Genomic DNA, 26,436 nt, shown 5'->3' with positions numbered 1-26,436 from the left:
GAGGTGGACGGCTGTGCAGGGCTTGATTCTGCAGTTGACCAGGGCAGGCTTTCTGCTGTTGTTGTGGTTCTTCGTCTGGGCCGTACTTCGCACGCTTCGCAGCGACATCTACGCGGCGTCGGGCATGCGGATGCCTGCGCGGTACTCGGGCGGGTCGAAAGTTCTCCCGTCGTTCAACAAACAGAAGGTTGCCAAGAATCTAGTGGTGACACAGGGCGGTCTCGCCGGAACACGAATTTCACTCGGTACCCAGCCGGTTCTCATCGGCCGCGCGGATGACTCAACGCTCGTGCTGACCGACGATTACGCGTCCACTCGCCACGCTCGAATCTCGCCACGCGGCGGCGACTGGTACGTCGAGGATCTGGGTTCGACCAACGGGACCTACCTCGATCGCGCGAAGGTGACGACGGCAGTTCGAGTTCCGCTCGGCACGCCGGTGCGTGTCGGTAAGACCGTGATCGAGCTGCGCCCGTGACACTGGTACTGCGATACGCCGCCCGCAGTGATCGCGGCTTGGTGCGCTCGAACAACGAGGATTCCGTCTACGCCGGTGCGCGTCTTCTCGCCCTCGCCGACGGCATGGGCGGCCACGCGGCAGGCGAGGTGGCGTCGCAGTTGATGATCGCCGCGCTCGCGCACCTCGACGACGACGAACCGGGCGACGACCTCCTCGGCAAGCTCGAAGCCGCGACGCGCGAGGGCAACGCGTCCATCGCCGATCAGGTCGAGGACGAGCCCGAGCTCGACGGCATGGGCACAACCCTGACCGCAATTCTGTTCGCAGGCAGGAAGATCGGGCTCTGCCACATCGGCGACTCCCGCGCGTACATGCTCCGCGACACCAAGCTGACCCAGATCACCCGCGACGACACGTTCGTCCAATCCCTCGTCGACGAGGGCAGGATCACCGCCGAACAGGCACATACGCACCCGCAGCGTTCGTTGATCATGCGCGCGTTGACCGGCAACGAGATCGAGCCGACGCTGACCGTGCGGGAAGCGAAAGCCGGAGACCGCTATCTCCTGTGCTCCGACGGATTGTCCGACGTCGTGAGCGACGAGACCATCGAGAACACGATGAACGAGGGCGATTGCGCGTCGTGCGCGGACCGCCTCATCGAATTGGCGCTGCGCAGTGGCGGTCCGGACAACGTGACCGTCGTCGTCGCCGACGTCGTGGACATCGACTACGGGCAGAGCTCGCCCATTCTCGGCGGCGCAGCCAGCACCGAGGACGAGGAAGACGCTCCGCCGCCGAACACGGCAGCCGGACGCGCCGCGGCCATGCGCCCACCCCGGACCACACCGAAGCGGGTGACGACGCCTGCACCGGTGCCGGAGAAGAAGTCGCACAAGCTGCGGTGGACGCTCGTTGCTCTCGCCGTCGTCGCATTGCTCGTCGGCGGCGCCTTCGTCGCCAATGCGGCCATCCGTGGCAACTACTACGTGGGCGAGGACAACGGCCGCGTCGCCGTGATGCGCGGTGTGCCCGGTTCGATCCTCGGATACTCGTTGCAATCCGTGCACAGCATCGGATGCCTCGGCGACGAGGGCGCACTCACGTTGAGCGCACCCGACACCGTTCCCGCCGACTGCACCGTCTTCCAGGTCGACGACCTCGCTCCTGCCGCCCGCGAGCAGGTGCGCGCGGGGCTGCCGTCGGGCAAGCTGGACGACGTCGACAGTCAGATGAACCGCCTCGCCTCGGGAGATCTTCTCCCGCCGTGCGACGAGGTCGCCTCGACGACGAGCCAGACCACTCCGTCGCCGACGCCCGCCGCGCCGCCCGCGGATCCGGCGGCACCTCCTGCACCGCCCGCAGACCCGGCCGCGCCGCCTGCCGATCCTGCGGCGCCGCCGACCACGACCACTCCGGCACCCACGGTCACCCAGTTGCCGGGTCAGAACTGCAGGACCGGTACTTGATGAGCTCCAATCCATCTGTGGGGGCGTCCTTTCCGAGCCCACCGGGCGGATTCGCGCCTGCTCCGGTCCAGTCCAATCGCCGCAACATCGAGTTGCTTCTGCTCGGTATCGCAGTGCTCATCACGACGCTGTCGCTCGTTCTGGTGGAAGCGAGCCAGGAACAGGCGATCACGTGGGATCTGGCGAAGTACGGTCTGGCGTACCTCGCGCTGGTCACAGTCGCTCATCTGGCCGTACGCCGGTTCGCTCCGTACGCCGACCCGCTGCTGCTGCCGATCGTGGCGCTGCTCAACGGGCTCGGATTGGTGTTGATCCATCGACTGGATCTCGCGGACCAGCAGTCGGCTGCGTATCTGGGACAGGAGATTCCGTCTCCCGACGCCAACCAGCAAGTCCTGTGGACAACCCTGGCCATCGCCGGTTTCATCGCGCTCCTCGTTCTCCTCCGCGACTACCGCACCCTCGCTCGGTACAGCTACACCGTCGGATTGTGCGGTTTGGTGCTGCTCGCCATCCCGGCCGTCCTACCATCGGCGTTCTCCGAGGTCAACGGTTCCAAGATCTGGATCAGGCTGCCGGGGTTCAGCATTCAGCCGGGCGAGTTCGCGAAGATCCTGCTGCTCATCTTCTTCGCGTCGCTGCTGGTCGCCAAGCGTGAACTGTTCACCACCGCCGGTAAGCACTTCCTCGGCATGGACTTCCCCCGCGCCCGCGACCTGGGGCCCATCCTTCTGGTGTGGATCGTCTCCGTCGGTGTTCTCGTGTTCGAGAAGGACCTCGGTTCGTCGCTGCTGATCTTCGGCACCGTGCTGGTGATGATCTACATCGCGACCGAACGCGTCGGATGGCTCATCATCGGTTTCGGCCTGCTGCTCGTCGGGTTCCTGTTCGCGTACCAGGTGTTCGGCCACGTCAAGATCCGTACCGACACGTGGCTGCACCCGTTCGACGACTACAACGACACCGGCTACCAGATCGTCCAGTCGATGTTCAGTTTCGCCACCGGTGGTCTCGCAGGAACGGGCCTCGGCAGCGGACGTCCGTCGCAGGTGCCGTTCGCGAAGACCGACTTCATCATCGCGGCCATCGGCGAGGAACTCGGCCTCATCGGACTCACCGCGGTGCTGGTCCTGTACCTGGTCTTCATCATCCGTGGTCTGCGGACTGCGTTGGCGGTGCGTGACAGCTTCGGCAAACTCCTCGCCGCAGGCCTGTCCTTCACCGTCGCGATCCAGTTGTTCGTCGTCGTCGGCGGCGTCACCAAGCTCATCCCGCTCACCGGCCTCACCACGCCGTACCTGTCCTACGGAGGATCGTCTCTTCTCGCCAACTACCTGCTCGTCGCCCTGCTGATCAAGATCTCCGACGCCGCACGTGAACCCGCGACGCCGAAGAAGAAGCCGGCACCGGCCGCCCCCATCGCCGAGGCACCGACCGAGATGGTGAAGCGCTCATGAACACTCCGCTCCGTCGCGTCTCCGTCGCCGTCATGGTGATGGTCGTCGCGCTGCTGCTCAACGCCACGTACCTGCAGGTCATCAAGGCCGACGACCTACGGTCCGATCCACGCAACTCCCGAGTCCTGCTCGACGAGTACTCCCGCCAACGCGGTCAGATCTCGGCCGGCGGCCAGGTCCTCGCCGCGTCGATCGCCACCGACGATCGGTACAAGTACCTGCGTACCTATCCACCGAACCAGTTGGCGCCCAACAGCCCGATGGCCAACGCCCCGATCACCGGGTTCTACTCGATGCTGTACTCGAGCACCGGCCTCGAGCGGACCGAGGATCAAGTACTCAACGGCTCCGACGACCGCCTGTTCGGTCGCCGCCTGTTCGACCTGATCTCCGGACGCGACCCACGCGGCGGCAACGTCGTCACGACAATCGATCCCGTCGTCCAGCAGGTCGCCTACGATCAGCTGTTCTCCCGCGGATACACCGGATCGGTCGTGGCGATCGAACCGTCGACCGGCAACATCCTCGCGATGGCCAGCTCGCCGAGCTACGACCCGAACCTGCTGGCCAGCCACGACGGCGCGCAGACCACCGAGGCCTGGGACGCACTGAACGCCGACCCCGCGAAACCGCTTCTGAACCGCGCCATCTCGGCGACGTACCCGCCCGGGTCGACGTTCAAGGTGCTCGTCACCGCCGCGGCCCTCCAGAACGGTGCAACACCCGACGACCAGTTGACGGCGGCCCCGACCATCACGCTGCCCGGCACCGAGACCACCCTCGAGAACTACAACGGAAGCACCTGCGGCGGCGGCCCGACGGCGACGCTGCGTGAGGCCTTCGCGCGCTCGTGCAACACCGCCTTCGTCGAGCTCGGTATCGCAACCGGCGCCGACGCACTGAAGGACACGGCGAGCGCATTCGGAATCGGCAGCGAGACGACGTCGCTGCCGCTGCCTGTCGCGGACAGCACCATCGGCCAGATCCCCGACGATGCCGCCCTGGGTCAGTCCAGCATCGGACAGCGCGATGTCGCACTGACGCCGTTGCAGGACGCGGTGATCGCGGCGACCGTCGCCAACTCCGGTGTACGGATGGACCCGCACCTGGTCAGCCAGCTGCAGTCCCCTGACCTGTCCAACCTGTCGACGACGGTCCCGCAGTCCGCAGGCGAGGCGATCAGTCCCGAAACCGCGAAGACGCTCACCGACCTGATGATCGGGTCGGAGAACAACACCGGCGGCGAAGGCAAGATCCCGGGCGTGCAGATCGCGTCGAAGACCGGAACCGCCGAGCACGGCACCGATCCGCGGAACACACCGCCGCACGCCTGGTACATCGGGTTCGCGCCCGCCGACAATCCGAAGATCGCAATCGCAGTAATCGTCGAGGACGGCGGCGACCGCGCCCTCGCCGCAACCGGTGGGTCGGTCGCAGCTCCGGTCGGTCGCGCCGTCATCGCTGCCGGATTGCAGGGGAGGTGACCATCTCGTGCCACTGAAGAACGGTGCAGTCATTGCACAGCGCTACCGCCTGCTACGACTGATCGCGACAGGCGGAATGGGCCAGGTGTGGGAGGCGATGGACAACCGCCTCGATCGCAAGGTCGCCGTCAAGGTGCTCAAGGCCGAGTTCTCCGAAGACCCGGAGTTCCTGCAGCGCTTCCGTTTCGAAGCCCGGACCACCGCCCAGCTCAACCACCCCGGCATCGCGGGTGTCTACGACTACGGCGAGACCCGCGACGAAGCAGGCGAGTCCCTCGCGTACCTGGTGATGGAACTCGTCAACGGCGAGCCCCTCAATGCCGTCCTCGGACGCATCGGCCGGCTCCCCCTCGGTCATGCTCTCGACATGCTCGAGCAGACCGGGCGTTCACTGCAGGTCGCCCACACCGCGGGAGTGGTACACCGCGACGTCAAGCCGGGAAACATCCTGATCACCCCGGCCGGCCAGGTGAAGATCACCGACTTCGGAATCGCGAAGGCCGTCGACGCCTCCCCGGTCACGAAGACCGGCATGGTGATGGGCACCGCGCAGTACATCGCGCCGGAACAGGCCCTGGGTGAGGAAGCCACCTCGGCATCCGACGTCTACTCGCTCGGAGTCGTCGGGTACGAGGCGTTGTCGGGGACACGCCCGTTCGTCGGCGACGGGGCTTTGACGGTCGCGATGAAGCACGTGCGCGAGACACCTGCCCCGCTGCCCGCCGACCTCCCTGCAGGCGTCCGAGAGCTCATCGAGATCACGATGGCGAAGGACCCGGCACAGCGTTACGCCAACGGCGGTGAATTCGCCGACGCCGTCGCCGCCGTCCGCGCGGGCCGGAGGCCGCCCGCTCCCGGTACCAGCCGGGGACCCGGCACGGGTCGAGTGATGATGCCGGGCGTCGTACCGGCGCCGACGCCGACCAGCACGCAGATGATGCCGACGTCGCAGAACCGCTACACCGGCCCACAGACAGGTGCCGCTGCGCCTGCGGTACCCGAACAGACCGGCATGTCCTCGGCGCAGAAGGCCCTCGCCTGGGGCGGCGGAGGTCTGCTGCTCCTCGCGATCGTCATCGGAGGGTTCGTGTTGCTGAATCGGGAGGACGAAACTCCCGCGCCGTTCGTTCCGCCGACGACGTCTCAGCAGCCGGTCACGACCACGACGACCACCACGGAGCCGTCCACCACCACGACCGAGCCGACGACGACCACCACGGAACCGACGACCACCACCACCACGACGACCACGACGGAACCGACGACGACCGAACCGACCACCACCTCGGAGACCACGACGACGAGCCGCGGCGGGATCACCATCCCGTCGTTCACGTTGCCGTCCATCCCCGGTATCGGCGGCGGCCAGGAGGAAGAACCTCAGGCGTCGGGCACCACGGACGGCGCCGCCGCAGCGGACGAATTCTCGGATCGACCCCCCACCGATCGACCCTTCTTTGATCGACTAGGACAGCCATGACGACTCCCCGCAACCTCTCGTCCCGCTACGAGCTGGGCGAGATTCTCGGATTCGGTGGCATGTCCGAGGTTCATCTCGCGCGCGACAACCGCCTCGACCGCGACGTCGCCATCAAGGTCCTGCGTGCCGACCTCGCCCGCGACCCCACGTTCTACCTGCGTTTCCGTCGCGAAGCCCAGAACGCGGCCGCACTCAACCATCCCGCGATCGTCGCGGTCTACGACACCGGTGAAGCCGAGACGGAAGCAGGACCGCTTCCGTTCATCGTCATGGAGTACGTCGACGGCAGCACACTGCGGGACATCGTGCGCGCCGAAGGTCCGATGCCCGCCAGGCGCGCGATGGAAGTCATCGCCGACGTCTGCGCTGCGCTGGATTTCTCGCACCGCAACGGAATCGTCCACCGCGACGTCAAACCGGCGAACGTGATGATCAACAACGCCGGCGCCGTCAAGGTCATGGACTTCGGCATCGCCCGCGCCATCGCCGACAGCTCGAGCCCGATGACGCAGACCGCCGCCGTCATCGGAACCGCGCAGTACCTGTCGCCGGAACAGGCCAGGGGCGAGCAGGTCGACGCACGGTCGGACGTGTACTCGCTGGGCTGCGTCCTGTTCGAGATCCTCACCGGGGAACCGCCGTTCAAGGGTGACTCGCCCGTCGCCGTCGCCTACCAGCACGTCCGTGAGGATCCCGAGCTTCCGTCACGCGTCAACCCAGACGTTCCGCGCGAACTCGACTCGATCATCCTCAAGGCGATGGCCAAGAACCCCGCCAACCGCTATCAGTCCGCCGCGGAGATGCGTACCGATCTGGTCCGCGTCCTCGGTGGGCAACGCCCCAGTGCACCGACCGTCATGAACGACGAGGATCGCACCACGATCCTCGGCGCCATGGACGCACGTGCACCGCAACCACGAGCGAAGGCGACCGCCGACTCCGCCGACAGCACGAGCACCGGGCGCCACGCGGACTCCGATGACTCCGAGCCGCGGCACCGCGGCGTCAGGATCGCCCTTCTGTCCGTCGCGGCACTGGTGATCGTAGGAATCGTGGGTGCGTTCCTGTGGTCTCTGGGCCCCGGCTCCTCACCGGACCGCGTCGCGATCCCCGACGTGTCCAACCTGTCCGCGTCCGACGCCGAAGCACGCCTCCAGGAGGCCGACCTGCGGGTCGCGATCCAGGAGAAGCCCGACGCCACCGTCGCATCCGGCGACGTCATCACCACCAGACCAGGCGCAGGCGCCGAAGTGGACTCCAAGAGCACCGTCAACCTCGAGGTGTCGACCGGACCCGAGCAGGTTCAGGTGCCGCAGTTGACCGGCAAGACCGAACAGCAGGCCGCACAGGCCCTGTCCGCGCTGGGCCTCGAACTCGACGGCACCCGCGCACGTGCACCGTCGACGCCGGAGAACCTCGACAAGGTCGTCGAGCAAAATCCGTCGTCGGGGGTCGGCATCACCGTCGGATCGTCCGTGAAGATCACCCTCGGCTCCGGTCCCGCGCAGATCCGCGTGCCGGACGTCGTCGGCCAGCAGATCGCCGTGGCGCAGCCGAACGTCGAAGGCGCCGGATTCAGAGTTCAGGTCGAGAACATCGACTCGAGCCAACCCGTGGGAGAGGTCGTCTCGACCAGCCCGGCAGGTGGGTCCAACGCAGTCGAAGGTGACACCGTCACCCTGCGAGTGTCCAACGGCGACAAGATCCCGATGCCGGACCTGCTCGGTCTGACGGTGTCCCAGGCACTGTCCGCCCTCGAGTCCGCAGGCTGGACCGGCACGACGTCCAACATCAGCACCACGACCGAGGTCCAGCTCGACCCGACCGTCGTGAACCGCATCGTCAATCAGGCCGAACCAGCCGGGTCGGAAATCACCAAGACCCAGACCGTCAACGTCACGGTCGGCGCCCTGGGAATTCCGGGGCGCTGACGTTCGCTCTCGTTCACACACGGCGAGCGGGCAAAAACCTCCACTATCGGGGCGAAAAGTGCACGTCCTGCCGACTTCGGCCGAACAGTGGAGCAAAATGCCCGCCGCGGTGCGTGCACGTACGGATTCGAGCGGCGGGATGTGCAGGTTGGTTCGACGGGCGCCCGATGGCCGTCACATCGGCACGTTCGCTGCTACCGAAACGCCAGCGCTACCTCGGCCTCGAGCCGATCCACCAACGCGTCGTCGGCTTCCGCCCCGCATACCTTCAACCAGTTCGCCAACATTCGGTGCCCGCCCTCGGTCATGATCGATTCCGGGTGGAACTGGACACCGTGGATCGGAAAGTCTTTGTGCCGCATGGCCATCACGAGACCCGAGTCGGTTCGGCCCGTCACCTCGAGCTCGTCGGGAATGGTGTCGGCAAGCACCGTCAGCGAGTGGTACCGAGTAGCGGTGAACGGTTGCGGCAGCCCTTCGAGGACTCCGATGCCATCGTGATTCACCGAGCTGGTCTTGCCGTGCAGTAGTTCCGGCGCGCGGTCGACCGTCGCACCGAACGCGGCCCCGATCGCCTGGTGCCCGAGGCACACCCCCAACAGAGGGGTCCTTTCCTTCGCGGCGGCGGTGACGAGATCCATCGTCGCTCCCGCACGCTGAGGAGTGCCTGGTCCCGGGCTGAGCAGAATGCCGTCGAAGTCGCGGGCCACGGCATCGCGGTCGTCCAAGCGCGGATCGTCGTTGCGCCAGACCGTTGCGTCGACTCCAAGCTGGCCCAGGTACTGGACGAGGTTGAAGACGAAGCTGTCGTAGTTGTCGACGACGAGGATGCGCATGCGCCCCAGAATAGGTCACGGCCTGTCGGTCATCCTGGCTGGGCGAACTGCAGCCGGAGAGACCCCTGGTATGCGGGCACCGTCAGATCGTCGGAGGCTCCGACGGTGAGACCCAGGCCGTATCGGACCGAGTACTGGCGAAAGAGTTGCACACCCGGCTCGGCGTCGAGAGCGGCGTTCAGTGCGGCCGCGTCGCCCAGCGCGGTGACGATGTACGGCGGGCTGTACGTCCGCCCGCCCAACAGCAGCGTGTTTCCGATGCACCGGGGTGCGACATTGCCGGCGACCCGCTGGTCCTGCATCGCGATCGCGGTAGCGCCGCCGGACCACAACGCGTTGAGAACGCTCTGCACATCCTGTTGATGGACCACGAGATCGTCCGGGGATGCGTCCGAGGCGTACCGCCCGTCGCTTCCCCTCGGTGCATCGGTCAGTGTCACCACGACTCCCGGGCCCGACTCCGCCTCGAGCCCGGCAGGCGCCAACAGTGGGCCGACGCCGGCGAGCGCGTCGGCGACGTCGGAGTCTCCGGCACCGGCTTCCCGCTGGAGTTGCTCGACCTGCGCCGCCAGCTCGTCCCGCGTGTTCTCGGCCTGGTCCGCATCATCCTGAGCTGATCTGACCAGCGTCGACAGGCGTGTGGTGTCGGTCCGACGGATCTCGTCACCGCTGGAGAACTGCCGCGTGGTGGACAACAGCACACCGACGAGAAGGCACACGACGACCACCATCACCTGCCACGCGCGCGACGCGAGCACGCCCGAGCGGTCGTTGTCCGAAGCCATGAAATCCTCCGGTGCTCTCCCCAGCGTTTCCGCTGAGCTAGCGTGTACAGGACATGTGCACGCAGTTGGGCCTTCAGGCTGCCGTGATCATGTGACAGCACCGAACGCTACCTGCTCGGGGGATCTCCGCGGGCCGCAAGGTCACGCAGTGGCGACTCGGCCGTGTTCATCCACAGGCCGGTCCGCGATTGTCCACAGCTGTTCACAGTCCGGTATCCACAGGCACCGCTTCCGTGCACACCCAGACGAAGACCGCGACGACGAAAGGGCGAGGAATGCCGAAATCGAAGGTACGCAAGAAGAAGGACTATGTGATCGCTCCCGGGACGCGTACGCCCGGTTCGGTGGCGTCGGGCCCGTCCAGCCCGTTCTACGTTGCCGTGATGCTCGGATTCATGCTGGTCGGGCTCCTGTGGCTGCTCGTCTACTACTTGGCCGCCGAGGACATCTCGTGGATGAACAGCCTCGGAGCATGGAACTTCCTGATCGGCTTCGGGTTCATGGTGGTCGGTCTCGTCATGACGATGAAGTGGCGATGACGGCGTCGCCCTACCGTCGTCCGGCCGATCTACTTACACACATGTTATTCATCCCCAATGTGGATAAAGCCTGTGGATGAATCGGGCAGCCATCCACAGAATGTGGACAACTTGTCGTGGGCGACGCCCCTGCCTGCGGTGATCGCACTGACCGTCGGCGGGTTTGCCCTGCTCGTGGCCGCATTTCTCACCGACAACGATCCAGCGGGCCGCGTGCTGATCTCGATCGGCGCCCTGGGCCTGTGGATAATCGCCGGTCTCGCTGCGTATCAGCGACCGCGCCTGTGGATAGATTCGGCGGGACGGCTGTCCGTGAAGCGGTTGTCCGGCATTCACACGTACACGCGCGACGAAATCTCCCGGATCACGCTGGTGCCGTACCCCCGGCTGGGACGTCGCGTTCCGATGCTCGAGCTGAACGTCCGCCACCCGGGCGAGGACGACGATCGACTCGTGATCTTCGGCCGGTGGGATCTGGGGACGAGCCCCCAGAACGTGTACGACGCCCTCGAGCAACGCGGATTCGTCGAGGAGCGCTGACAGCACTCCCGACACCGGCCCCCGGAGACAGGCAGAGCGTCAGAGGCCCATTCGGGACCGGAGGTCGAGCACCCGGAAGGCGATGACCGCGAGCGCCACCACTGCGACCGCGGCTACGGCCGCCCATCCGAGGTAGCTGCGGGTCCGACGGTTCTGCACCCGCGCGGGAACGAACAGAATGCCCGCCGTCGCGAGCGCACCGGCGACCAGGCCACCCATGTGTCCCCACAGCGAGATGCCGGGGATGGTGATGCTGATGACGATGTTGAGGCCGATCACGACCAGCGCAGGCGTCGGGCTCCGGCGGAGTTTGAGCAGGATGATCGCCTGTGCACCCAGTAGGCCGAAGATGGCACCGGATGCGCCGACCGTCGCGGTGAACGGGTCCTCGAGCAGCATCACCGACGCACTACCGCCGACGAGAGAAACCACGTACACCGCGATGTAGCGGGTCTTTCCGAGGATCGCTTCCACGTCGCGACCGATGATGTACAGCGCGAACATGTTGACGAGCAGGTGAATCAAGCCGTAGTGGAGAAATCCGCTACCGATCAGCCGCTCGTAGTCTCCGAGCGCGACGGCAGGCGGAAACAAGGCCAAGGACTCGTACAGCGACGACGCGCCGGTGTTGTCCATGACACTGCGGGACTGCAGGGCCGTCGCCGCGAACGCCAGAACGTTCAGCGCCATGATGACGTACGTGACCAGACCGTACGTCGAGTCCGCAGACCCGCCGGCGACGGTGCGTGCACGACGGACCTGCGCGTTGCCTGCACGTACGCAGTCGACGCAGTGCTGCCCGACGGCCGCTGCCTGCAGGCACTGTGGACACGCGGGACGACCGCACCGCGAGCACGCAAGGCCCGTGGGTCGGTCAGGGTGTCGGACGCACCTCGACTGAGGTGGAGTGGGCTGATCGCCGTACGCGCCACCCCAGCCGGGGTTCGTCATCTACCGATGCTCCTCTTCGAAAAAGAGTTGAAACTCGAGGTATCAGGCCAGCGTGACGCTGGTGATGACGACCTCGTCGACGGGACGGTCACCGCGTCCGACGGGAGTGCCGGAGATAGCGTCGACGACCTTCTTCGACGCCTCGTCGGTGACCTCACCGAAGATGGTGTGCTTGCGGTTGAGGTGCGGCGTCTTCGTCGTGGTGATGAAGAACTGCGATCCGTTGGTTCCCGGTCCGGCGTTGGCCATGGCCAGCAGGTAGGGGCGGTCGAACTGGAGTTCCGGGTGGAACTCGTCGGCGAACTTGTAGCCGGGGCCACCTGCACCGGTGCCGGTGGGGTCTCCGCCCTGGATCATGAAGCCGTCGATGACGCGGTGGAAGATCGCGCCGTCGTAGAACGGACCGGAATCGGAGCCCGACGCGTTGGACGTCGTGTACTCCTTGGAACCGTCCGCGAGGCCGGTGAAGTTCTCGACGGTCTTCGGCGCGTGGTTGCCGAACAGCTCGATGACGATGTCGCCGCGGTTGGTGTGCAGCGTTGCCGTTGATGTCTTGTTTGGTGTGCTCACCCCACCATCGTGCCACCCCGCGCTCGTCGGCCGGTCGCGGACGGTCGGATGTGGCCGCACAGGATGTGGAACAGTGGGGGCATGACGAGCACAACGAAGTCTGCGCAGTTCCGGGATGTCGCCGTGAGCACCGGGGGCACCCTCGTCAAGGCAGCGAAAATTTTCGGAACCGGATCCGCAGGCGTCGGACTACAGCTGGCGAACCGGGCGTACGCGCTGGCCCGACGCGAAGCCGCCCGTCGCCGAGTCCGTCGAGTGACCTCGGCATCGTCGAAGATCCAGACGGCGAAGACCCGTGCGTCGAAGACCTCCTCGGGCCCGTCGCTGCTCGGTACTCCGACACGCAAGATCGTCGCGGTCGGCGCAGTTCTGGGTGCGGCCGGAGGCATCGCGGTGCTCGTGTCCAAGCGGCGAAACGCGTTCGACCCGCCGGCGGACGCTCCGCCGAGCCTCGAGGACTACAGCGAGTCCCCGGTGAACGGATCGTCCGCACAGGCCGCGACGCGCGCGGACACCCCGCAGCAGACGTAGCGTCTAGCCGCTCGCCTCACCGGCTCGACCCGCGATCACCAGGCCGACGTTTCGCTGTGTGACGGTGCCGTCCGTCAGATACTCACTGTGGCCTCGGCTGTCCGAGAGACCTCCGTCGGACCGTGTCGCCAGTGGCCTGACACCGTCGAGCTCACTCGGATCCGATCCGAAGAACCCCGTATCGGCGACGACGTCCTCACGCGCCTCCGCCACGAACGTGTGTCCCGGCGGTACCGAGAGTGCCGAGATGTCGTCGAAGCCGAGACCGGGTGAGCCCAGCGCCACGAGATCGTCCACGCCGGACACCCCTCGTAGGGCGAGCGCGGCAGTGAGAGAGCCGTACGAGTGCCCCAGCAGCGTCAGATGCGGATCGTCGGTGCGTGAGGCGTCGAGACCATCCAGGAACGCAGCCAAGCGGGGAGCGCCGACCGCGGCCGCCATCGGCGAGACGACTGTGCGCGTCGGATCGAGCAGGTTCCAGCCGAGATGCGGCGCCTCGTAATTCATCCACGTCACGCACGCCACCGATTCGTCCGGGGGCAGCACGCTTCGCACAGTCGCAGCCAGCGCGTCCATGTCGGAGTCGTAGCGCCCGACATCGCCGCCGATATCGGAATCCAGTCCAGGGACGAACACGGCGACGTGAGTGGCTGTCGACACGTTACCCACCGAAACAGCCGCCAACGTGTCCTCACCGCTGGTGTTGTCCAGCACCAGCAATTGGCGATTACCCTGTGCCAGAACGGCTTCGATCTCGTCGAGTGCTTTCAACCGCTTCTCGGTCTGAGCGAGACCGGCGTCCGCGTCGTCGAACAGCCCGCCGAAGACGTTGCCGTCGAACGTCCGAGCGAGGTCGTCGGCAACCGATTCCAGACGCGCTCGCTCGGAGATCAGGAGCCTCCGATTCGCGGCGTCGCGTACCTCGGCCGGAACGCCGTCGAGATTCCCGACAGCGCCGGGATCACGGACGAGCAGTGCCGTTCGCTCCGCCGGACTCGCCATCTGCCAGGACACGTTGTTCGCCGCTGCTGCCGCTGTCGGCGTGGGTAAGACGTCCGGGGCTGTATCGACGTCCGCGGCAAGCGCAGCGGCCGTTGCGACGTCGATGTCGGTGGCACGACGGATCACCTGCCGGGCTCGGGCCTCGAGCTCACGTATCACCCTGAGACGATCGCGTGCATGGTCGAACGCATCCTCGGCCGCGACGGAGTACGTCGTCAGCGGATCGGCCACCGTTCCCGAATCGGAAATCTCGAGCCTGTGTTCGACGCCGATGCTGTCGCACTCTCGCAGCGCGGCCCGCACAGGATGGGCCTGTTTCGCGAACGTCGTCACAGCGCGGGCGATGCGACCCAGCTCGTCGGCGTGAGCGCGGTAGTCCGCGATCAGGTGCGACACCGAGAACTGTGCGGCATCAGCCGCGTCTCCGCTCCACCCGAGCTGTGCAACGGCGGCCTCGATCTCGCCGACCGTGGAGGCGAGAGAGTCGGCCGTCCGTGCAACCCGCGCACCCAGCAGGGTGATCTCCGACGGTTGCCATCGCTGAATTTCGTTCCACAACAACACATCCACCCCGATGTCGGTCAGGTCGACGCGGACGCGATCGACATGACTGACAGTCAACCCCGCCCGGCGCCAGGCTGCGGAGCGTTGTCCACAGCCTGTGGATGAAATCTGTGGAGCAACGTCAGCGCGCTATTCTCCACTCCGACTGTTCAGGCCCCGACGTGCCCGGCCGGGGCGGTGTGGACGGGCGGGGCGGGGCGGACGGGGCGGACGGGCGGGCCGACTTGGGAGGACGGCTTCGCTTGGCTCGATACAGATCGGCGTCGGCCGCGCGGTAGATCTCCGCCCAGCGACGCGCAGCAGGCATGCAGACGATGCCCACACTCCACTCGACACGATGTGCACGCCGAAGACGGTCGATGATCTGCCACGCCTCGGCCTCGAGCACTCCGGGCATGAAGAGCACGAACTCGTCGCCGCCCAGACGGCCCAGCACGTCCCGTCGGCTCAACTCCGCCTTCCAGGCCTTCGACACGCGCGTGAGAAGGACATCGCCTGCGATGTGCCCGTACTCGTCGTTGATGTCCTTGAAATGATCCAGGTCCAGAACGGCCATGCTGACCGACAGACCGCGCGCCGCGCATACGGGCAACATCTTGGCGACCTTGGACTCGAAGCCGAATCTGTTCAACAATCCGGTGAGCGCATCGTGCGTGGCGGTGTACCGCATGCGCCTGGCGAAGGCCCCGAACACTTCGGTGGCACCCACGACGCCGAGGGCAATGAGCACGTACGCGATGAACGAGGACTCGAACGGGCCTGCCGCGGCGCCGAGTACCGCGAACACCGCAAGCGCGCCCACCCACATCCCGGCGTTGCGCTCGGACCAGAAAGCGCCGATGTGCATGCCGAGGAACATCGTCGCCAGGACACAGATCAGGTACGTCGGCAAGGTGTTGCTGGCCGAGAAGGACAGTGCGACAGCAACGATCCCCATGAAGGTGACATGACCGATCGTGCGCTTGGGGCTCGGACCCTTCAACCGCATCAACATGACGGTCGCCGCGACACCGAGAATCAGGGACACGAGAACCGCACACCGCGCCCAGGTATTTGCGCTCGGCCAGTACGCGCTTCCCCCTGCCGCGTACAGAACCGTCGTGCCCCCGATGTACACCAGAAGGGTGAGCGCGGACTCGTCCAGCTTTCGAGTTTTCGCCATCAGACGATCCAGCATTGCCGCCCCACCTCCCCCAGAACATCGCATCCAGCGTCGACGGCGACGTCTGTCGTGCGGGACTTTAACACCTTCCGCCGACATCCGAACGCGAAGCGAACCCGGTGAACCGTAGGGAACGAGCCGAGGGGGAGAAAGCTAGGACACCAGTTCGGCTCGAGCCGACTCGCGGGCAAGGAGGCGATCGCGCGACTCCTCGAACTTGGTCGCCTTCACCCCGAGTTGCTCGACGAATGCCGCGAGGCGATCCCTGTCCTGCTCGCCGCCGGGCCCGAAGTCGGTGCGGTCGAAGATGCGCCACTTCCGCAGGACCGGCATCAGTACCTCGTCGAGGTGCTGGCGTAAATCGTAGATTCCGTGCTTGGCCAGGGACATCGCATTCTTGCGGAAGTTGGGCATGTTGAGTCCCGGCATGGCGAAGTCCGTCACGACGTCGGCGATTGCCCGCACCGTCTGATCCGGTGTCAGGTCGAGCGCGGCCTCGCCGAGGTTCCGGTAGAAGATCATGTGCAGGTTCTCGTCCGCGGCGATTCGAGCCAGCATTCGGTCCGCCACCGGGTCACCGCACGCATGGCCGGTGTTGCGGTGGGACACACGCGTCGCAAGCTCCTGCAACGTCACGTAGGCGACCGAATGCAGGAAGTTCGCACCGTCCATCGGAGCGTCGACGCCTGTGGTCATGTGCTGCATCCGTGCCCGTTCGAGCTCCACAGGGTCCACCGCTCGGGTCGCGACGAGGTAATCCCGCATCACGATGCCGTGCCGGTTCTCTTCTGCCGTCCACCGACCGACCCACGTACCCCAGGCCCCGTCGAGCGAGAAGTTGTCCGCCAGACCTCGGTGATACGACGGCAGGTTGTCCTCGGTGAGCAGGTTCGTGATCATCGCCGTACGCGCCAGGTCGGACAGTGACGACTGCGACTCGTCCCAGTCGTCACCGCCCATCGCCGCGAAGTTCCTGCCTTCGTCCCACGGAATGTAGTCGTGGGGATGCCATTCCTTCGCTATCGCGAGGTGGCGGTCGAGGTTCAGCTCCATCGTCGCCTCGAGTTCGGTCAGCAGTTCGGTGTGATCGAGGTTGCGCATCGCTGATTCCTGTTCACGAGTTCGATACGCACGTCGCGTCCGAGGTGGCCTGATACGCGCTGACGCTAGAGCAGTCCCCGGCGCCCGGTCCCCCGTCCGCCGGTTGTCTGGGAATCTCCACATCCGGACCGCGGCCGCTTGGCCACCGTCACAGACATTGGCAGTTTTTCGCGGAAGCATGACATAACTGCCACTGTTCGACGTGGCCTGCACCGATCGACACTTGCACCATGGCAACTTTCCTCGCACTGGTACTCGTACTCGGATTCATCCACGTCGCCGCCACCACCTACGTGCGGCACCAGACCTCGAGCTCGGTCAGCAGACTCTGGGCCAGCCCCTACCGATACAACTACTTCCGTCCCGACGAGGAATCCGTTCCCACCCACCACACCCGGACGGACAGCCGCGCTGCTGCCGACTGCATATCAGGGACCTGAACCCTGACACACGCACCTCGGGATGAAATCGGACCCACAACGCACTGACCCCACAACGCAGTGACCCCGACACGCATTCGCGTATCGGGGTCACTGTCGATCTGTAAAGCTATCGAATTGTGGAGCTATCTAATTGTGGAGCCTAGGAGATTCGAACTCCTGACATCTGCCTTGCAAAGGCAGCGCTCTACCAACTGAGCTAAGGCCCCGGGGTGGTGCAAGCGAACAGTACCTTACGAAATCTCGAACTCGAAATTTCCTGGTCCTGACGCCTCCGTGCGGACGATCAGCGAGTGGAAACCTCGTGCCACACACCGTCACTGTTGCGGAGGGACCGCACCTTCGACGCTACCGACACGACTGCTATCACTGCACCGATCAGAAGAAGGATTTTCATGATCATGTCCCTCTTCCGTATTGCTCGGTGTGGGCCTAGGAGGACTTGAACCTCCGACCTCTTCCTTATCAGGGAAGCGCTCTAACCGCCTGAGCTATAGGCCCGTGAACCTCGATTCGGACAGAAGATTTCTCTTTCCGAACCGAGGAGAGAGATTACCGCATCGAACCGCCGTACTCCAAAACGGCTCGATCCGGCACTCTCGAGCGACCTGGTTCAGTCCCGATCCGCGAGGGTTACTTCGACGCCCCCGACCAGGTCGGAGGACAAGTTGTAGATGAACGATCCGATGGTCGTCAACGCCGTGAACAACACCACGTTGATGACACCGATCACTGCGGCGTAGCCGAATACCTGTCCGGCACTGACCAATCCACCGTCGCCCGACTCGGACACGATGTCGGTGAACGCACTGTTCAAGCGATCCCAGACACCCATTCCGTCGAGAACCGCGTACAGCAGCCCGACTGCGACCATCCACACGAAGAACAGCGATACCGCGATGACGAGGGAGATCTTGAGCGTCGACCACGGATCGATCTTGCGCAGTTGAATCGTGGCACGCAGAGGAGTTCCGTCCTCACGCGCTGCGATGGCGACCGGCTGAGCGATCTGCTGCGTCTCCGACGCCGGTGCCGTGTGCCGGACCTCCGACAGGTCCGGCATGTCCTTCGCCAGATCCTTGCGTTCGATGTGCCGCGTCGGTCCGTCGATGCCGGCGGCCTTCGTCTTGGCTGCTTCGCGACGCTGTGAACTGTCCGCCGAACTCTCGGCGCCCACTGCGGCGGTGGCTGCTGCTGCGGCCCCTGCCTGGGTTCCACGACGATCGTCGCCTGGCTGTCCGGACTGTCCCGGCTGGCCCGATTGAGCGCCCGGTCCGACCGGCGGCAACGTTCCGCCGCGCGCCGACAGGTTGGTCTGCGGCTGGCTCTGTGCGCCGTTCGCCGGACCGCGCTGCCACGGAGGTGCGCCCTGACCCGAACCGTTCTGGACAGGCGCACTGCGCACCGGTCCCGGACCGTTCTTGTAGCCACCCGCCGCCGGCTGCGTGACGTCACCCGCACCCAATGGATCGAACGGACGCTCGTTGTCCACCCGCGGTGCCGCCTCGGTGGGCGGCTGTTGGGCAGCAGCCGGGCGTGCCGGTGCAGGCGGACGCGGCTGATTCTGCGGCTGCGACTTCGGTGCCTCCGCGGGCCGCTGGTTCTCCGGCTGACGCTGATCCGGACGCTGAGGTGACGATGCCGGAGCCTGCTGAGTCGGAGCCTGCTGAGTCGTCGGCGGCTGAGTCGTCGGCGGCTGGGGCGCTGCCGACGGCTGAGGAGGCCGAGCTGTTGCCTGCTCACGCGCCGAGCCGTCGGACGTCCTCGCGGTTTCCGGAGCACCTCCCTGACGTTCGGGTGCCTGGCGTTCGGGTGCCTGACGCGCCGGCTGGCTCGGCGGTTGCCGATCGCCGCCGGCGGGACGCGCACCGTTCCCTTGCCGTGGGTCGGACTGCTGAGAACCGGACTGCTGTGGAGCGCCCTGCTGAGGACCGGCCTGCTGAGGGGCCGGCGCACCGGGTCGCGACGGAGGACGCCCGCCGCCGTTCTGCGGCGTTCCGGGGCGAACCGCCGGCTGCGGCCGCGCAGAAGTGCGTGGCTGCTCGGCGTCGCTGGGCGGAACGGGCCTGCTGCCAGGCCTGTTGGGAGTGCTCACTTACGACTCCTTCGGTGCGTCGTCTTCGTCTCCGGCGGCGCCGGGCTCGGGTTCGGCTTCGTCGGCGTTACGGGCAATAGCGAGCAGTGTGTCGCCTTCCCCGAGATTCATCAACCGAACGCCCTTCGTCTGTCGACCGGCCTTCCGTACCTGCTTCGCTGCGGTCCGGATTACACCACCACTGGAGGTGATGGCGTACAGCTCGTCCTCGTCGTCGACGATAAGAGCCCCCACCAGGGTGCCACGCTTCGGGTCGTACTGGATCGTCAGCACGCCCTTTCCGCCGCGGCCCTGCGCCGGGTAGTCCTCCATCGCGGTGCGCTTGGAGTAGCCACCGGAGGTGGCCACCAGCAGGTACTTGCCCTCCCGCACCACGTTCAGCGACAACAGCTCGTCCTCGCCGTTGAACCGCATGCCCTGGACACCGGAGGTCGCGCGACCCATCGGACGCAGAACCTCGTCGGTTGCGGAGAAGCGAATCGACTGACCCTGAGCGGACACCAGCAACAGGTCGTCGTCGGACGACGCCAACACAGCGCCGACCAGTTCGTCCTCGCCGCGGAGGTTGACCGCGACGATGCCGCCGCTTCGGTTGGAGTCGAAGTCGGTGAGCTTGGACTTCTTGACCAGCCCACCCTTGGTGGCGAGCACCAGGTAGGGCGCGTCCTCGTAAGTCTTGATCTGAATGACCTGCGCGATGCGCTCGTCGGGCTGGAACGCCAGCAGGTTCGCGACGTGCTGCCCGCGGGCCGTCCGGTTGGCCTCGGGAAGCTCGTACGCCTTGGCGCGATAGACCCTGCCCTTGGTGGTGAAGAACAGAATCCAGTCATGCGTCGAGCAGACGAAGAACTTGCTGACGATGTCGTCCTGCTTCAGTCCCGCGCCCTGCACTCCCTTGCCGCCGCGCTTCTGCGAGCGGTACAGGTCGGTTCTGGTGCGCTTGGCGTAGCCGGTTTCGGTGATGGTGACAACGACGTTCTCGCGGGCGATGAGATCCTCGTCGTTGACGTCTCCGTCGCTGGCGATGATGCGGGTACGACGGTCGTCGCCGTACTTCTCGACGATCTCGCCGAGCTCGTCGCGGACGATCTGACGCTGACGCTCCGGCCGGGCCAGGATGTCCTGCAGGTCGGCGATGGTGCGTTCGATCTCGGCCAACTCGTCGATGATCTTCTGACGCTCGAGGGCAGCCAGACGACGCAACTGCATCGCGAGGATGGCGTCGGCCTGGATCTCGTCGATGTCGAGCAGTTCGATCAAGCCGGCCTTGGCGTCGTCGGCGGTCGGCGAACGACGGATGAGGGCGATGACCTCGTCCAGAGCGTCGAGTGCCTTGACCAGTCCGCGCAGGATGTGAGCGCGCTCCTCGGCCTTGCGCAGCCGGTATCGCGTGCGCCTGATGATGACGTCGAGCTGATGAGCCACGTAGTAGCGGATCATCTGATCCAGACGCAGGGTGCGCGGCACACCGTCGACGATCGACAACATGTTCGCGCCGAAACTCGTCTGCAGCTGGGTGTGCTTGTAGAGGTTGTTCAGCACCACCTTCGCGACGGCGTCGCGCTTGATGGTGACGACGATGCGCATGCCGACGCGGTCCGAGGACTCGTCGTCGATCTTGGAGATGCCGGCCAGTTTGCCGTCGCGCACCTGCTCCGCGATCGACGTGATCAGGTTGTCCGGGTTGACCTGGTACGGCAGCTCGGTCATGACGATCGTGGTGCGGCCGTTGGAGTCTTCCTCGATCTCGACGACGCCGCGCATGCGAATGGATCCGCGTCCGGTCGAGTACGCATCCTGGATGCCCTGCCCGCCGACGATCAAGCCGTGGGTCGGGAAGTCGGGGCCCTTCACGCGTTCCATGCACGCGGCGAGGGTCGCTTCTTCGTCGGCCTCGTGGTTGTCGAGTGCCCAGAAGACGGCGTCGCCGAGTTCACGCAGGTTGTGCGGCGGAATGTTGGTGGCCATACCGACGGCGATGCCGTTGGAGCCGTTCATCAGCAGGTTGGGCACCCGCGACGGAAGTACCGTCGGCTCTTGGGTTTTGCCGTCGTAGTTGGGGATGAAGTCGACGGTTTCCTCGTCGATGTCCCGCAACATCTCCATGGCGAGAGGCGTCAGACGTGCCTCGGTGTATCGCATGGCAGCCGCGCCGTCGTTGCCACGGGAGCCGAAGTTGCCCTGGCCGTCGACCAACGGGTACCGCATGGACCAGGGCTGAGCCAGACGCACCAGCGCGTCGTAGATCGAGGTGTCACCGTGCGGGTGGTAGTTACCCATCGTTTCGGCAACGGGGCGTGCGGATTTGACGTAACTGCGGTCCGGGCGGAAGCCGGAGTCGTACATCGCGTACAACACACGACGGTGCACGGGCTTGAGGCCGTCGCGTACTTCGGGAAGTGCGCGGCCGACGATGACGCTCATCGCGTAGTCGATGTAGCTACGCTGCATCTCCTGCTGGATGTCGACCGGATCGATGCGGTCGCCGCCCTCGGCGTTCGTGGTCTGTCCGGGAGGCCCGACAGGAGGCTCGGTTATGTCCGACATGGAATCTCCTTCAGCGAAAGTCTAAGAGGTGTAACGAATTTCAAGTAGTGCGTGAAAGTTCGTCACACGTCCAGGAAGCGGACGTCCTTGGCATTGCGGGCGATGAAACTGCGCCGGGCACTGACGTCCTCGCCCATCAGGACACTGAACAGCTCGTCCGCGGCGGCGGCATCGTCGAGGGTGACCAATCGGAGCACGCGCACCGATGGATCCATCGTGGTCTCCCACAGTTCCTTCGCGTTCATCTCGCCGAGGCCTTTGTAACGCTGGACGCCGTCCTCGATGTTGATCTTGCGCTTGTTGGCGATGCCGGCCTCGAGCAGTCCGTCGCGTTCGCGATCGGAGTACGCGAAGTCGGGTTCGCCGCGGCTCCACTTCAACTTGTACAGCGGCGGCATGGCCAGATAGACGTGGCCGTGCTCGATGAGCGGACGCATGAAACGGAACAGCAACGTCATCAGCAGCGTCGAGATGTGCTGGCCGTCCACGTCGGCGTCGGCCATCAGCACGATCTTGTGGTAGCGGAGCTTGGTGATGTCGAACTCGTCGTGGATACCGGTGCCGAACGCGGTGATGATCGACTGGACCTCGTTGTTCTTCAGAACGCGGTCGATGCGCGCTTTCTCGACGTTGATGATCTTTCCGCGGAGCGGGAGGATCGCCTGGTACATCGAGTCACGACCGGACTTGGCCGAGCCACCGGCGGAGTCGCCCTCCACGATGTAGATCTCGGACTTGCTCGGGTCGTTGGAGCGGCAGTCGGCGAGCTTGCCGGGAAGGCCACCGATGTCCGTTGCGCTCTTGCGTCGCACCAACTCTCGCGCCTTGCGCGCGGCCATACGGGCCTGAGCCGAGGACACGGCCTTGTTGATGATGGTCTTCGCGTCGGCCGGGTTGGACTCGAACCAGTGCGCCAGGTGCTCGTTGCACGCCTTCTGCACGAACGAGCGGACCTCGGTGTTGCCGAGCTTCGTCTTGGTCTGACCCTCGAACTGCGGCTCGCCCACGCGAACGGAGATGACCGCGGCGAGACCCTCGCGGATGTCGTCGCCGGTGAGTTTGCCGTCCTTCTCCTTGACGAGCTTCTTGTCCGCTGCGTACTTGTTCACCGTCGAGGTGAGCGCGGTACGGAAGCCTTCCTCGTGCGTGCCGCCCTCGTGCGTGTTGATCGTGTTGGCGAACGTGTGGACCGACTCGGAGTAGCCGGCGTTCCACTGCATCGCGATCTCGACCTCGTGGCCTTCACCCTTGGCGGTGAAGCCGACGACGGAGTTGTGGATGGACGTCTTCGTCTTGTTGATGTGCTTGACGAAGTCGACGAGGCCGTCGGGGTAGTGGTAGGTGCGCTTCTTGACCTTGGCAGGCTTGGCCTCGACGGCCTGAGCTTCTTCCTCGGACGCGGACTTCGGTGCCTCCGCGGTCTCGGCCAGCTCTTCCTCGCTGGCGTCGGTTGCTGCCACGCGCTCGTCGGTGAAGTTGATGGTCAGTCCCTTGTTCAGGAACGCCATCTCCTGGAGGCGACGGTGCACGATGTCGAAGCTGAAATCGAGTGTCTCGAAGATCTTGCCGTCCGGCCAGAAGCGGACGATCGTGCCGGTGTCCTCGGTGTCGCCGACGGTCTCGAGCGGCCCTGGTTTGGCGTAGTCGTACGTCTGCGTGTAGCGGTGACCGTCGCGAGCAATCTGGAGTTCCACCTTGGTGGAGAGAGCGTTGACCACGGAGATGCCGACGCCGTGCAGACCACCGGACACGGCGTACGAGTCCGAGTCGAACTTTCCACCGGCGTGCAGCTGCGTCATGACGACCTCGACGGTGGGAACACCGGAGGCGTGCGTGGCGACGGGAATTCCTCGACCGTCGTCCTTGACCTCGACGCTGCCGTCCTCGTGAATGGTGACGTCGACGGTGGAAGCGTATCCGGCCATGGCCTCGTCGACGGAGTTGTCGACGACCTCCCAGATCAGGTGGTGCAGGCCTCGCTCACCAGTGGATCCGATGTACATACCGGGCCTCTTGCGAACTGCTTCCAGTCCCTCGAGCACGGTGATCGACGAAGCGCCGTAATCCTTGTTCTCGGTCTTACCCGACTTCTCGGCAGCCACGATTCGGTTGTTCTCCTTCAGCGTCAAGGTCCCCCTCGCACCGAATGGGTGCTGCCGTGTGGGCACCGGGTGGTGCCACCGCACGAGTCTGCTCGGCCGTCCTGCCTCACCCTGCGGGTAGGCCGTGACGGTGAGCAGATCCGAAGGGCTTCTCTGTTACCCGTCCATACTACTGGTACGTACCGACGGCATGGGGACGATGACACCCCGAAATGCCCCCTGGTTGCCTCACAGACGCATTTTTTCGCGTCCCGACGGCAAATATGGACAGCAGAATCAGCTCCGAGGGCTACAGATCGAGGACGATCCGTCCACCCGCTGCCCGCGACACGCAGATCAGCATCTCGTTCTCCTGCTCCTCGGGGGTCAGCCGAGTCTCGCGGTGTTCGGGAGTGCCGACGAGCACTCGGGTTCGGCACGTTCCGCAGAAACCCTGCTGACACGAGTACGCCACGGACGGCTTCACCTCACGGATCGCCTGCAACGCTGTCTGTTCTGCACCGACGGTGATCACGTCACCGGAATCGACCAATTGGACCTCGAACTCCACACCGTTCCGAACCGGAGGTGGAGAGAAACGCTCGAAGTACAGATGGGTGGCGTCGGTGCCGTCGACGGCCGCGCGCACCGCGTCGATCATCGGCGGCGGGCCACAGCAGTAGACGGCACCGCCCGCCACGCGACCGAGCAGTTCACTACCCGACGCGATCCCGTCGACGTCGTCGGTGCGGACGTTCACCCGTTCGCTGTCCAAGGCGAGAATCTCGTCGAGGAACGGCAGCGACTCCCGCGAGCGCCCCCGGTACTCCAGGTACCAGTCCATCCCGGAGGCGCGGGCTGCCCGCACCATCGGAAGGATGGCGGTGATACCGATTCCGCCTGCGACGAACACCGCCCGGCCGTCGGCGACGAACGGAAATCCGTTGCGCGGACCTGTCACGGTGACGGGCGTTCCGATCTCGAGTGCATGCATCTCCGCCGAACCACCGCCGCCGTCCGGAATGAACCGCACCGCAACGGTGTACGCGCGTGCATCCGACGGGTCACCGCACAACGAGTACTGCCGGCGTCGACCGGACGGCAGGACGAAATCGAGGTGCATTCCCGGAGCCCATGCCGGAAGTTCCTCGCCCAGTGCACTTTCGAATTCCAGCCGGACGACCTGTTGGTCCACGCACAGAACCTCGCGCGAGCGGAGCGTCAATGCGATGTCGCGGACTACCGGCGCCGCCGCGTGGCTGTCGTCGAACTCGCCGTTGTCCAGCAACGCGAACCACTTGTCCAACGCGTCGGTGACGAGAGACATCGTCTGATCGGGTACAGCGCGCCCGTACAGATCCTGTGGAACCTGACGACCCTCACGAAAGGTTTCGACCGTTCTGGCCATGTCGGACAACCGCTTTCGCAGTCCCTGCTTCTTCTTGGACACCACGAGCTCGACTCTCGAATCCGGATTCGAAACCGCGGTCACCGTGCGCACGCTCGTGCGGCGGGCGACGTTGCAAGGTACTGCACGGCTTGCTCGGTCGACCCTTCGCTCGAGGGGTGGTAGTCACGGGCGAAGTAGCGAAGCGAGGCCTTCCAGATCATCTTGGGGCCGGGGAAGAGACCACGTGCAGCAACCGCGCGATAATTTCGAAGCGACGGCCGGCGTTGCTTCGCGGGCAGGTGAGCCAGCGTCGGATCGCGATCCATCAGGTACCGCACGCCACGAGTCCAGAACCACACCAACGTTGGTGCGATCGCGACGTAGGTTCGGATGCGCCGGGCGGGGCGAACATCGAAGTACTGCATGACCTCGAATGCCACCGAGCGGTGCTCGACTTCCTCGGCCCCGTGCCACCGAAGCAGGTCGAGCATGGTCGGATCGAAATCGACCTCGTCGAGCGCACGCGCGTTGAGCACCCAGTCACCGAGGAACGCCGTCAGATGTTCGACGGCTGCGATCAGCGCCACTCGTTCCACCAAGCTGTTCCTGGTGTGCGTGCGCCTGTTTCCGAGCGCGCGACCGAACAGGAACTGCATCTGCTCGACGTACGGTGCGACATCGATACCGTGGGCGGTCAACGAATCGAGCACCTGGGTGTGGGCCGTGGCGTGCATCGCCTCCTGGCCGATGAAACCGATGACGTCTTCACGTAGGCGCTCGTCGTGAATCAGAGGAAGCGCTTCCTTGAAGGTACGGACGAACCACTCCTCACCCTCGGGCAGGAGTAGATGCATCACGTTGACCAGATGAGTCGCGAGCGGATCGCCGTCGACGTAGTGCAGCGGCAGAGCAGACCAGTCGAATCTGACGTTTCGAGCCTGGAGCACCACGCGGTCCTCCGGCTGTCGGTCGATCGCCGACCTGTCGGATTCTTCTTTGGCGTCGGGTGAGAACACACGGT

At 65.4% G+C, this 26,436-nt stretch carries 22 protein-coding genes and 2 tRNA genes; 10 read left to right on the top strand and 14 right to left on the bottom strand.

Going from position 1 to position 26,436, the window contains the following annotated elements; translation table 11 throughout:
• The first annotated feature begins 13 nt into the window (after positions 1 to 13).
• From H292_RS0117810 to pknB, 6 genes are read left to right on the top strand one after another with little or no spacing between them, the layout of a single operon-like run.
• Positions 14 to 478 carry an FHA domain-containing protein FhaB/FipA gene (locus H292_RS0117810; RefSeq protein WP_020112263.1) on the top strand — a complete coding sequence of 155 codons (465 nt, stop codon included), beginning with the start codon at positions 14 to 16 and terminating at the stop codon, positions 476 to 478.
• A complete protein-coding gene (locus tag H292_RS0117805; RefSeq protein ID WP_019665031.1) occupies positions 475 to 1,929 on the top strand; it encodes a PP2C family protein-serine/threonine phosphatase in 1,455 nt (484 codons plus the stop codon). The genes H292_RS0117810 and H292_RS0117805 overlap by 4 nt, the downstream gene beginning before the upstream one ends.
• A complete protein-coding gene (locus H292_RS0117800) occupies positions 1,929 to 3,386 on the top strand; it encodes an FtsW/RodA/SpoVE family cell cycle protein (protein WP_026347777.1) in 1,458 nt (485 codons plus the stop codon). Before H292_RS0117805 ends, H292_RS0117800 begins: the two co-directional genes overlap by 1 nt.
• Complete coding sequence (locus tag H292_RS0117795; RefSeq protein ID WP_019665033.1) at positions 3,383 to 4,870, top strand: peptidoglycan D,D-transpeptidase FtsI family protein; 1,488 nt, start codon at positions 3,383 to 3,385, stop codon at positions 4,868 to 4,870. Before H292_RS0117800 ends, H292_RS0117795 begins: the two co-directional genes overlap by 4 nt.
• A 7-nt stretch (positions 4,871 to 4,877) precedes the next feature.
• Positions 4,878 to 6,350 carry a serine/threonine-protein kinase gene (locus tag H292_RS27240; protein ID WP_179278584.1) on the top strand — a complete coding sequence of 491 codons (1,473 nt, stop codon included), beginning with the start codon at positions 4,878 to 4,880 and terminating at the stop codon, positions 6,348 to 6,350.
• Entirely contained in the window at positions 6,347 to 8,281 is a 1,935-nt protein-coding gene (gene pknB, locus H292_RS0117785) for a Stk1 family PASTA domain-containing Ser/Thr kinase (RefSeq protein WP_020112261.1), read from the top strand. The genes H292_RS27240 and pknB overlap by 4 nt, the downstream gene beginning before the upstream one ends.
• Positions 8,282 to 8,475: 194 nt before the next feature.
• On the opposite strand, the gene H292_RS0117780 is transcribed toward pknB, so the two are convergent.
• Together H292_RS0117780 and H292_RS0117775 are read right to left on the bottom strand one after the other, a co-directional pair.
• The gene (locus tag H292_RS0117780) at positions 8,476 to 9,117 is read right to left on the bottom strand and encodes an aminodeoxychorismate/anthranilate synthase component II (protein ID WP_019665036.1); all 642 of its coding nucleotides are present in this window, start codon (positions 9,115 to 9,117) and stop codon (positions 8,476 to 8,478) included.
• A 29-nt stretch (positions 9,118 to 9,146) separates the two neighbouring features.
• Positions 9,147 to 9,902 carry a DUF881 domain-containing protein gene (locus H292_RS0117775; protein ID WP_019665037.1) on the bottom strand — a complete coding sequence of 252 codons (756 nt, stop codon included), beginning with the start codon at positions 9,900 to 9,902 and terminating at the stop codon, positions 9,147 to 9,149.
• 275 nt (positions 9,903 to 10,177) lie between these two features.
• Here H292_RS0117775 and crgA point away from each other — a divergent pair, with 275 nt between their 5' ends.
• Positions 10,178 to 10,441, top strand: coding sequence for a cell division protein CrgA (crgA, locus tag H292_RS0117770; RefSeq protein ID WP_019665038.1), 264 nt, complete (start codon positions 10,178 to 10,180; stop codon positions 10,439 to 10,441).
• A gap of 57 nt (positions 10,442 to 10,498) precedes the next feature.
• Positions 10,499 to 10,981, top strand: coding sequence for a PH domain-containing protein (locus H292_RS0117765; protein ID WP_170947521.1), 483 nt, complete (start codon positions 10,499 to 10,501; stop codon positions 10,979 to 10,981).
• Positions 10,982 to 11,020: 39 nt separating this feature from the next.
• On the opposite strand, the gene H292_RS0117760 is transcribed toward H292_RS0117765, so the two are convergent.
• Positions 11,021 to 11,932: a rhomboid family intramembrane serine protease gene (locus tag H292_RS0117760; RefSeq protein WP_019665040.1), complete on the bottom strand. Its 912-nt coding sequence runs from the start codon at positions 11,930 to 11,932 to the stop codon at positions 11,021 to 11,023.
• 42 nt (positions 11,933 to 11,974) lie between these two features.
• The gene (locus tag H292_RS0117755) at positions 11,975 to 12,502 is read right to left on the bottom strand and encodes a peptidylprolyl isomerase (RefSeq protein WP_019665041.1); all 528 of its coding nucleotides are present in this window, start codon (positions 12,500 to 12,502) and stop codon (positions 11,975 to 11,977) included.
• 81 nt (positions 12,503 to 12,583) lie between these two features.
• On the opposite strand from H292_RS0117755, the gene H292_RS0117750 reads away from it, so the two are divergent.
• The gene (locus H292_RS0117750; RefSeq protein WP_019665042.1) at positions 12,584 to 13,033 is read left to right on the top strand and encodes a hypothetical protein; all 450 of its coding nucleotides are present in this window, start codon (positions 12,584 to 12,586) and stop codon (positions 13,031 to 13,033) included.
• 3 nt (positions 13,034 to 13,036) lie between these two features.
• Here the strand turns inward: H292_RS0117750 and H292_RS0117745 are convergent, their stop codons facing one another.
• The 3 genes from H292_RS0117745 to H292_RS0117735 all read right to left on the bottom strand — a co-directional run bounded on the left by H292_RS0117745 (position 13,037) and on the right by H292_RS0117735 (position 16,862).
• A complete protein-coding gene (locus tag H292_RS0117745) occupies positions 13,037 to 14,656 on the bottom strand; it encodes an alpha/beta hydrolase (RefSeq protein WP_020112260.1) in 1,620 nt (539 codons plus the stop codon).
• Between the two features lie 64 nt (positions 14,657 to 14,720).
• Positions 14,721 to 15,776: a GGDEF domain-containing protein gene (locus H292_RS0117740; RefSeq protein WP_020112259.1), complete on the bottom strand. Its 1,056-nt coding sequence runs from the start codon at positions 15,774 to 15,776 to the stop codon at positions 14,721 to 14,723.
• 138 nt (positions 15,777 to 15,914) lie between these two features.
• Positions 15,915 to 16,862 carry an acyl-ACP desaturase gene (locus H292_RS0117735; RefSeq protein ID WP_020112258.1) on the bottom strand — a complete coding sequence of 316 codons (948 nt, stop codon included), beginning with the start codon at positions 16,860 to 16,862 and terminating at the stop codon, positions 15,915 to 15,917.
• Positions 16,863 to 17,092: 230 nt separating this feature from the next.
• On the opposite strand from H292_RS0117735, the gene H292_RS0117730 reads away from it, so the two are divergent.
• Complete coding sequence (locus tag H292_RS0117730; protein WP_020112257.1) at positions 17,093 to 17,302, top strand: hypothetical protein; 210 nt, start codon at positions 17,093 to 17,095, stop codon at positions 17,300 to 17,302.
• Between the two features lie 136 nt (positions 17,303 to 17,438).
• Here H292_RS0117730 and H292_RS0117725 read toward each other — a convergent pair.
• From H292_RS0117725 to H292_RS0117690, 7 genes are all read right to left on the bottom strand, one after another.
• A tRNA-Ala gene (locus H292_RS0117725) sits at positions 17,439 to 17,511 on the bottom strand.
• Positions 17,512 to 17,729: 218 nt separating this feature from the next.
• Positions 17,730 to 17,803 (bottom strand) — tRNA-Ile (locus H292_RS0117715).
• Positions 17,804 to 17,915: 112 nt separating this feature from the next.
• Positions 17,916 to 19,397, bottom strand: coding sequence for a DUF3566 domain-containing protein (locus H292_RS28615; RefSeq protein WP_231383866.1), 1,482 nt, complete (start codon positions 19,395 to 19,397; stop codon positions 17,916 to 17,918).
• Positions 19,398 to 21,944 (bottom strand): DNA gyrase subunit A, encoded by a 2,547-nt coding sequence (gyrA, locus tag H292_RS0117705; RefSeq protein ID WP_020112254.1) that lies wholly within the window; start codon positions 21,942 to 21,944, stop codon positions 19,398 to 19,400.
• Positions 21,945 to 22,006: 62 nt separating this feature from the next.
• The gene (gene gyrB, locus H292_RS0117700; protein ID WP_026347781.1) at positions 22,007 to 24,046 is read right to left on the bottom strand and encodes a DNA topoisomerase (ATP-hydrolyzing) subunit B; all 2,040 of its coding nucleotides are present in this window, start codon (positions 24,044 to 24,046) and stop codon (positions 22,007 to 22,009) included.
• Positions 24,047 to 24,335: 289 nt separating this feature from the next.
• Positions 24,336 to 25,526, bottom strand: a complete 1,191-nt coding sequence (locus tag H292_RS0117695; RefSeq protein WP_020112253.1) for a PDR/VanB family oxidoreductase — start codon at positions 25,524 to 25,526, stop codon at positions 24,336 to 24,338.
• Complete coding sequence (locus H292_RS0117690) at positions 25,514 to 26,431, bottom strand: metal-dependent hydrolase (protein ID WP_020112252.1); 918 nt, start codon at positions 26,429 to 26,431, stop codon at positions 25,514 to 25,516. The genes H292_RS0117695 and H292_RS0117690 overlap by 13 nt, the downstream gene beginning before the upstream one ends.
• Positions 26,432 to 26,436 lie beyond the last annotated feature (5 nt).

Origin of the sequence: Rhodococcus sp. 114MFTsu3.1 (genome assembly GCF_000383555.1) — a bacterium.
Classification (GTDB): domain Bacteria; phylum Actinomycetota; class Actinomycetes; order Mycobacteriales; family Mycobacteriaceae; genus Rhodococcoides; species Rhodococcoides fascians_E.
This window is presented reverse-complemented; position numbering and strand designations above follow the sequence as displayed.